Here is an 8,229-nt window from a genome sequence, read left to right as displayed (position 1 = left end):
AATTTTAAAATCACAACTTTTAAAAAATAAATTTGAATTTCTTTGTTGTTGTGTTGTGGTATGATTAACGGCTTTTTCTGATTGGGGTTACAAAAGTAATATCTCTTTGCAGAGAATCAAACTTTAACTTAAAAGCATGCAACCCCAAATTAAAATCATAAAAATCAATCATTTACAGAATTTTATTTTAACAAATCAACTAAAAAAACATTATAAATTCTGAATTTTCAAAATTTTAACTTAAAAGTAATACTATCAACATTTTTAGTAGTTAATAAATCATAACGAAAAAACAAGTTGCAACCCCTACCCCAAAACAGAATTTTATTTTACAAACATAAAATATTCCAAATTTTATACTGAGCAATACTATTAACGTCATATAACTTAGATTTTACTTTTTCATACATTAAAAAAAGTTAAATGAATAAAATAAAAAAAAGCAGCATTTTTCAATGCTGCTTGGTATCTAATTTTTTGATTATAAGTCAGTTGTCCTATTTATTTCTGTACTACTAATTTCTTAACTGTCATATAGTTTTTATACTGACATTTTACCAAATACATTCCATTTTTCATAAAACTTGGCAGTACAATTTCTTTATCAGCATTATAGAGAGAGTTTGGATTGAGTGTATATTTTCCTACTAGCTTTCCTGTCAAATCCATAATTTCTACTTGTTCTACATTTTTACTAAAACGTATTTTGTCTTTTGCTGGATTTGGATACACTACCAAACCTTGTTGCCACAACTCAAATTCATTTTCTTCTTCTGTATCTTCAATTCCTGTAACTATATCTTCTTTTGAAAAAACAGGTCGTAACATCAAACTTCCCTCTACAAACTGATTTTGTTCCCAGTAATTACGTACATTGAAAAAGAGTTTACTTTTAGAATCTGTCTGTGTGTCTAGTCCAATTGGCAACATATTTTCTCCCAGTTGCTGAATACCGATATAAATAGTATCTGAAACATTTAGCTTACGAGACAGCTCAATACGATTGAACTGATTTATTCCTTCTGAATATCTCAAAATAGCATTTTGAGTCAGCATTACTGAATCTTTAATATCTGTCCTTGATAGATCAATTTTTTGCCAAACTCTTAGATTGAAAGTCTGATTTTCTACACTTGCGCCAATACGTGCAAAATAAATATCAATGTGGGTAAGCTCATCAGGCTCTGAGATATAATATTGATAAGCAATTTGACCAAAACGCTGATTTATTCCTGCTGCAAACTCTGCTGTTCCGTCATCATAAGCATAAAAATCTTTGAAAGTTGAAGTCTGACTAATTGTATCATTGTCTCTTGTATAAACTCCTCCAAAATTCTCATTGGGTTCTCTTGTATTGACTTGAAACTGATGCGTAATTGTCATAGAATCTTGTCCTTGTGGAAGAATACTAGCATTAGGAATAGCCACTATTTCTACGTCTCTTTCAAATCCTTCTACTAAATCAGAAGAAGAGGCTGCATCTGAATCTAATCCATACCAATAGCCCAAAATTTGCTGAGTTTCTTCATTTCTAACTTCACACAAATAAGAAATAACATTGAATGTCTCATCCAAGTTATTTACAGAAGAAAAAATAGAATCTGTCAGATAACGAGTAGTATCACTCCAAAAATGACTATACGGAACTGCCGAATAAGGCTTGATAAAATGTGTTGGAGTTTTGCTAGTAGCTACATCTAAAAATACAGTATCAGAAGGAGTTCTACTTTTATTAAAGTAAATATAATCTATATTCCAAACATCAAATGCACCTGAAAGGCGATTGAAAGAAGTAAAACGAAACTGCAAACTATCGTGAAAAAACTTTTCTTCATCTACACTCAAAATAACATGTTCAAAACGCTTGGTGTCAATTCTACCTCCACGCTTTTCCCATTTTTGCTCCCAATTTCCTTCATTATCTAAAAATTCTAGCTTTAGAAAATCGGTAGTATCAGGAGTTTCAGCATTTCCACGAGCCTGTACCATAAACGAGAAGAACACTCCATCTCCTGTATCTGTAGAAGTTAAGTCTATTCGTTGCGAAGTAAGCGTATCTCCAAGTCCTTGACTGGTAGGGAAACCTTGATTGTACGGTTCTCCATTGGCAGCCACACCATCAAAGGTAGCTACATTTTTTGTTGGTGGATTCAGACCAATACCATTGTTTATAAAAACACCACTACCCTTCATCCATTTTGTTGTGTCTGGTGAACCTACAGGAGTTGTGGAAAAATCCTCAAAGAAAGGTAGCTCCAACACAATCGTGTCTGTGGCTACACTATCTATTTTAAATATCTTGTTTAGTCTTACAGACTTGGCTTTATTTGCTTTTTGCTGTGTTGTTGTGTTTTGCTGAATTGGATAAACTAATAACTGTCCAACTGCATCTGTATAGATTCCTAAACTTGTAAAAACAAGTAGGAAAAAAATTATTATTGTTTTAGTCATAACTACAAAAATAAGGAAAAATAAGAGTTTTACCGATTAAGATTGATTTTAGAAGGGCTAGAAAATATTTAATTTTTGTAGAGTTTTTTTGCGATAGCTTTTTAGGGTTTGATGGATTTAATATGCTAATTTTTGCTTTTTGAGGACTACAAATGTATCATTTTCTTACAGATTTCAAAAATTTAATAGTACTCTAGTTCTGCAAAATAGCCTTTATCATTTCTTCAAAAGGCAAAGCATCTAAAAACAGTCTGTCTGAATAAATATTTGCCAACAAACGAATAAAACTTGGCTCTCCATCTATTTGGATATATTCTATTAAAATATTTCCATAAAATTGTGGCAACTGACCATCACTTCTGAGTTCGTTTCCCACTTCTTTATTTGTTCCATAGACAGGTTTTAGATAATGCTTTTCTATCGTCTCTACATAATTGGTTCGTTCGTAATGAGCTCTATCAGATGTATAGAGTTTGTAAGGATAAGGCAACTTTAAAATAGATTCTTTAAGTTTGTCAAATAAAAAACGAAACTGTTTGGTACTCATTGCATTGGTATAAGAAATAGCTATTCCATTGGAGGCTGCTGAAGAGAACAAATGCACTTGAATATCTTGTGAAATAAGTCCTTGTCTTTTCAAATGATATGATTCATAAATACGAGCCAGCCAATAGGTAGCATCTCCACTAGAAGACCAAATTTGAAATTCTAATTCTTCTTTTTCCGACCTTTTCAAATTTTCCTTTAAGATAGGAATTGTTTTATTTCGTTTGGGAAAGAGTTTTTTAAAAATATCATCGAAAAAATCCATAGATTAGAAGCCTTTTTTGGTAAGAATAGAAGCTGAAAGCAAGTTTGTTGAATAATTTTTATTAAATCTTTAAACAAAAATATCAACATTTGTTTATAGAGAGTGAAAATAAAACGCTGGTCTTGAAGAAAAGCATCAGAAAGATATTATTTCTTACCAAAGTAGCCGTTTTTTAAACAAACTTACCCAAAAATATTTTTACCAAGAAATTGTTTAAAATACGTTTTATTATTTGTTCATTTAATCTTATTTATTCTTAAAACCTATGCGTGTTTCTGTCTTTAGAAAAGAACATTTCAATGCTGCTCATCGTTTAAATAACCCAAAATGGTCTGCTGAAAAAAATCAAGAAATATTTGGCAAATGCAACAATGAATATTATCACGGTCATAATTACAATCTTATCGTGCAAGTAACAGGTGAGATAGACCCAGAAACGGGTTATGTTGTAGATATGAAATGGCTTAGTGATTTGATAAAAGAGCATATTGCAGACCGATTCGACCACAAAAATCTCAACTTAGAGATTCCAGAGTTTAAAGACATAAATCCGAGTGCTGAAAATATTGCTGTCGTGATTTATAATATCTTACGCTCCAAACTTAATTCAAACTTAGATTTAAAAATCAAACTTTATGAAACTGAACGCAACTTCGTCGAATGCCCAGCCTAAAAAGGTAAATGGCACTCACAACCACGACAAACAAGTCAGTCCAGACACAACTATTACACTTCCTACTAACAAGAAAAACCAAGTGAAAACAAAAGAAAAATCATCTCTTCAAAACAAACAAGATATAGAAGAAAATTTAGAAAGCATTGGAGAGAATCATATTGCTACTTCCATAGAAACACCACTACGCAAAGATGCTTTTGAGCTTGACGATGATACTAAAATAGAAAAAATAGCAGCTCATTTTAAAGAAATAATGGACATTTTGGGATTAGACCTAACAGATGATAGCCTACAAGGCACGCCAAAGCGAGTTGCAAAAATGTACGTAAAAGAAATTTTTAAAGGTTTAGACCCAGAAAATAAACCTCCTACTAAAATGTTTGAGAATAAGTTTGGTTACAATCAGCTTTTAGTAGAAAAAGATATTAGCTTTCACTCTCACTGCGAACACCATTTTGTTCCGATTCACGGAAAAGCACATGTTGCCTATATTTCAAATGGTGGTGTAGTGGGACTTTCAAAACTGCATAGAATTGTAGATTATTTTGCTCGCCGTCCACAAGTACAAGAACGTTTGACCAATCAAATAGGCGAAGAACTCAAAAAAATGTTGGGTACAGAAGATGTAGCTGTCGTTTTGGATGCTGCTCACATGTGCGTTTCGATGCGAGGTATTCAAGACCAAACCAGTACTACCATTACAAGTTTTTATAGTGGTAAATTTAATGAAGAAGCTACACGAAGTGAGTTTTTGAGATATATTCAGTAGATTTTGATTAAAATTTTATAGTATATATTTGAGTCGTTTCTAATTTTTTAGGAACGGCTTTTTTTGTAAATCTTATTTTTTTGAAATGAAAACACCTCTAGCACTCAAGATAGAGAATTATGAGAAACCTATTAAAGAATTAATTGGTAAAGCAATTCTGTCAGTACATTATTATGAAATAGATTATGGAGAGCCTTATTGGAATAGCATAGACCATCACTCAATAGATTATGGTCTTGAGATAAAAACAGACGATGATGAGACTTATTATTTTATATGGGATAAACAATTTGTCTGCTACGATTTGAAATTTACAAAAGGAAAAATTCAGCAGGAATTTTCTCAAAATGCAAATGTAAAGATTCATAGAATTACACACCAAAACTGGAATGAAGTAATAGGTAAAAAAGTAGTTTCTATACAGAGTGTTTGGTCTTATATTTTAGACAAGGATGGTACAATTTACTATCCTGAAACCATTCAACTCAAATTCATAAATAATAGAAACGTTTGGATTTCAGCTGTTGAAATCGGAGAAGGTATTACTCCTTGTATGGCTGACCACATTAGCGTATTTTTTGATGAAGGTACAATGAATAAGCACAATATCAATTCAGAAAATAAGCTATAATTTCTAAATCAAAAATGGTTTTCGTTTCTTTGTGAAAGAATTTGAATTAATCAATAATTTAACACCAATAGGCACACACTATGGCAACAATGACAGAAACATCTGCAATTCAAGATGTATTGAATAAATTAGGAATAAAAGAACATAATGCTTGTTACTCAACAGGTTTAGAGTGGGCTTCTACTGGCTCAAGAGAAACTAAAAAAATATACTCTCCTGCTGATGGAAAACTTATCGCATCAGTAGATATGGCTACCAAAGAAGATTATGATACAGTAATCAAAAAAGCACAAGAAGGCTTTAAAAAATGGCGTACACTTCCAGCTCCTGTGCGTGGAGAAGTTGTTCGTCAGATAGGCGAAGCTCTTCGCAAGCACAAAGATAACTTAGGAAAATTGGTAAGTTATGAAATGGGTAAAATCTATCAAGAAGGCTTGGGCGAAGTACAAGAGATGATTGATATTTGTGATTTTGCTGTTGGTCTTTCTCGTCAGCTTCACGGCTTTACGATGCACTCTGAACGTCCGATGCACCGTATGTACGACCAATATCACCCACTTGGTGTAGTTGGAATTATCTCTGCTTTCAACTTCCCAGTAGCTGTTTGGTCTTGGAACTCAATGTTGGCTGCTGTTTGTGGTAATGCTTCAGTTTGGAAACCATCTGAAAAAACTCCTTTCACAGCTCTTGCTTGTCAGAATATCATTAAAGATGTTTTGAAAGATAATGATGTTCCAGAAGGAATTTTCTCTGTAATTGTAGGCGATGCAACTATCGGAAAAGCAATGGCAGAAGACGAGCGCATTCCACTCGTTTCAGCAACAGGTTCTACTCGTATGGGTAAATCGGTTGGAGCAGCAGTTGGAGCAAGATTAGGTCGTTCTTTACTAGAATTAGGAGGAAACAACGCTATCATCGTAACACCAGAGGCAGATTTAGAAATGGCTATCCGTGCCATTATCTTTGGAGCAGTCGGAACGTGTGGACAGCGTTGTACATCTACACGTCGTCTGATTTTACACGATTCTGTATATGATACTATCAAAGAGCGTTTGGTAAATGCTTACAAAAATCTTCCTATTGGAAATCCATTAGAGCAAGGAACACTTGTAGGACCACTTATCGATAAAGATGCTGTTAAAGGCTTTGAAAACGCACTTAAAGAGGTACAAGCAGAAGGTGGAAACCTTATCTGTGGTGGCGAAGTTTTGGAAGGCGACAAATACGCATCTGGAACGTATGTAACTCCAGCTATCGTAGAGGCTGAAAATAGCTACAAAATGGTACAGGAAGAAACATTTGCACCAATTTTATACTTGATGAAATATTCTGGTGATGTAGAAAATGCAATCGCTATGCAAAACAATGTTCGTCAAGGACTTTCTTCAGCTATCTTTACTAAAAATATGCTAGAATCTGAAAATTTCTTGGCTCATTGGGGTTCTGACTGTGGAATCGCTAATGTAAATATCGGAACTTCAGGTGCAGAAATCGGTGGAGCTTTCGGTGGCGAAAAAGAAACTGGTGGAGGACGTGAGTCGGGTTCTGATGCTTGGAAAGTATATATGCGTCGTCAGACAAATACTATCAACTACGGAACAGAACTTCCTTTAGCTCAAGGAATTAAGTTTGATATATAAAAAAGGTTCATTATTGGTAGAGACAATGCATGCATTATCCCTATATAAAAATTATATTTTAAATCCTTTCTCTTTGAGGAAGGATTTTTATTTTGCTGGATCCTTCTGTAAAAGTAGATTTATTTTGAGGTGTATCGTAACTTAACATTCAGTTTTAAGGTCAAAATTTACAACAAACATTAAAAAGTATATGTTTTTAATGTTTGTTATACACTTAATCACTATATTTGATAAAGAATCATTACTAAACATTAAAACATAGTATATTTTAATGCCTGAATTACTATACAATATTAATCCAGATAGAAATCTTCCTTGGAATGATTTACCTTTATTACCCATCAAGGAAGAATTATACAAAAAAGTAGAAATCTTAGAAAAGCTAGGAGACGCAAAAGCTGCATTAGCAAGATTACACGGAAGAAGTGCTGTCATACCCAATCAAGGTTTGCTCATTAATACGATAAGTTTGCAGGAGGCAAAAACTTCTACTGCCATTGAAAATATATTTACAACTGATGATGAACTATACAAAGCATATAGCGAAAAAAATAGTGATACAACTACCAAGTCAGCTCCAAAGGAAGTTTTGAGATACAGGGAAGCATTGTGGTCTGGATATGAGTATCTACAGAAAGAGAAGTCTTTTACACAAGATTATTTTATTAAAATTTATCAACAAATAAAACAGACAACAACTAAAATACGTCCACCTTTCGTAACTACTGTAATTAGGCAAGGAGGAACAGATGTAAATGCTGGTCAAATAATTTATACGCCTCCTCGTGGAGAAGGGATAATCGAAAAAAAGCTAGAAAACTTGATTGATTTTGTAAATGATGATGAAAAATATAGGATAGACCACTTACTAAAAATGGCAATAGCTCACTTCCAATTTGAGGCAATTCATCCATTTGCTGATGGAAATGGTAGGGCAGGAAGAGTTTTTAATATCCATTATTTAACCAACAAAGGACTATTAGATTTTCCAATATTATTTCTTAGTAAATATATTTTGGAATATAAACACGACTATTATGATGGGATAATGGGAGTTTCACAGCGAGGTAACTGGAAAAAATGGCTTCTCTTTATGCTAAGAGCCGTAGAACAAACTTCCAACGATACTTTTTATAAGATAAATGATATTGTTACGAGTAAAAATTCAATAGCTGATTACATAAACCAAAAGACCAAATTCAAAAATGTAGAAAAACTTGTAGAATTTCTATTTATTCAACCCTTTATTAA

General features: G+C 33.0%; 7 protein-coding genes. 5 read left to right on the top strand and 2 right to left on the bottom strand.

Annotated elements, in window-relative coordinates:
- Positions 1 to 501: 501 nt before the first annotated feature.
- Entirely contained in the window at positions 502 to 2,451 is a 1,950-nt protein-coding gene (locus QZ659_RS19405; RefSeq protein ID WP_291728541.1) for a T9SS type A sorting domain-containing protein, read from the bottom strand.
- 193 nt (positions 2,452 to 2,644) lie between these two features.
- Positions 2,645 to 3,262 (bottom strand): hypothetical protein, encoded by a 618-nt coding sequence (locus tag QZ659_RS19400; protein ID WP_291728539.1) that lies wholly within the window; start codon positions 3,260 to 3,262, stop codon positions 2,645 to 2,647.
- 265 nt (positions 3,263 to 3,527) lie between these two features.
- On the opposite strand from QZ659_RS19400, the gene QZ659_RS19395 reads away from it, so the two are divergent.
- From QZ659_RS19395 to QZ659_RS19375, 5 genes are all read left to right on the top strand, one after another.
- Complete coding sequence (locus tag QZ659_RS19395) at positions 3,528 to 3,935, top strand: 6-pyruvoyl trahydropterin synthase family protein (protein WP_291728538.1); 408 nt, start codon at positions 3,528 to 3,530, stop codon at positions 3,933 to 3,935.
- Complete coding sequence (folE, locus tag QZ659_RS19390; protein ID WP_291728537.1) at positions 3,898 to 4,707, top strand: GTP cyclohydrolase I FolE; 810 nt, start codon at positions 3,898 to 3,900, stop codon at positions 4,705 to 4,707. The genes QZ659_RS19395 and folE overlap by 38 nt, the downstream gene beginning before the upstream one ends.
- 85 nt (positions 4,708 to 4,792) lie before the next feature.
- The gene (locus tag QZ659_RS19385; RefSeq protein ID WP_291728536.1) at positions 4,793 to 5,338 is read left to right on the top strand and encodes a hypothetical protein; all 546 of its coding nucleotides are present in this window, start codon (positions 4,793 to 4,795) and stop codon (positions 5,336 to 5,338) included.
- An 89-nt stretch (positions 5,339 to 5,427) separates the two neighbouring features.
- A complete protein-coding gene (locus QZ659_RS19380) occupies positions 5,428 to 6,978 on the top strand; it encodes an aldehyde dehydrogenase family protein (RefSeq protein WP_412728048.1) in 1,551 nt (516 codons plus the stop codon).
- A gap of 271 nt (positions 6,979 to 7,249) precedes the next feature.
- The coding region (locus tag QZ659_RS19375) for a Fic family protein (RefSeq protein ID WP_291728532.1) at positions 7,250 to 8,229 on the top strand (980 nt) is incomplete at its 3' end.

Source organism: Bernardetia sp., from assembly GCF_020630935.1.
Lineage (GTDB): Bacteria > Bacteroidota > Bacteroidia > Cytophagales > Bernardetiaceae > Bernardetia.
This window is presented reverse-complemented; position numbering and strand designations above follow the sequence as displayed.

Bases quoted from the DNA above. Each gene is read 5' to 3' on its own strand.
- QZ659_RS19405 (WP_291728541.1), bottom strand. From the start codon at position 2,451: ATGACTAAAACAATAATAATTTTTTTCCTACTTGTTTTTACAAGTTTA.
- QZ659_RS19400 (WP_291728539.1), bottom strand. From the start codon at position 3,262: ATGGATTTTTTCGATGATATTTTTAAAAAACTCTTTCCCAAACGAAAT.
- QZ659_RS19395 (WP_291728538.1), top strand. From the start codon at position 3,528: ATGCGTGTTTCTGTCTTTAGAAAAGAACATTTCAATGCTGCTCATCGT.
- folE (WP_291728537.1), top strand. From the start codon at position 3,898: ATGAAACTGAACGCAACTTCGTCGAATGCCCAGCCTAAAAAGGTAAAT.
- QZ659_RS19385 (WP_291728536.1), top strand. From the start codon at position 4,793: ATGAAAACACCTCTAGCACTCAAGATAGAGAATTATGAGAAACCTATT.
- QZ659_RS19380 (WP_412728048.1), top strand. From the start codon at position 5,428: ATGACAGAAACATCTGCAATTCAAGATGTATTGAATAAATTAGGAATA.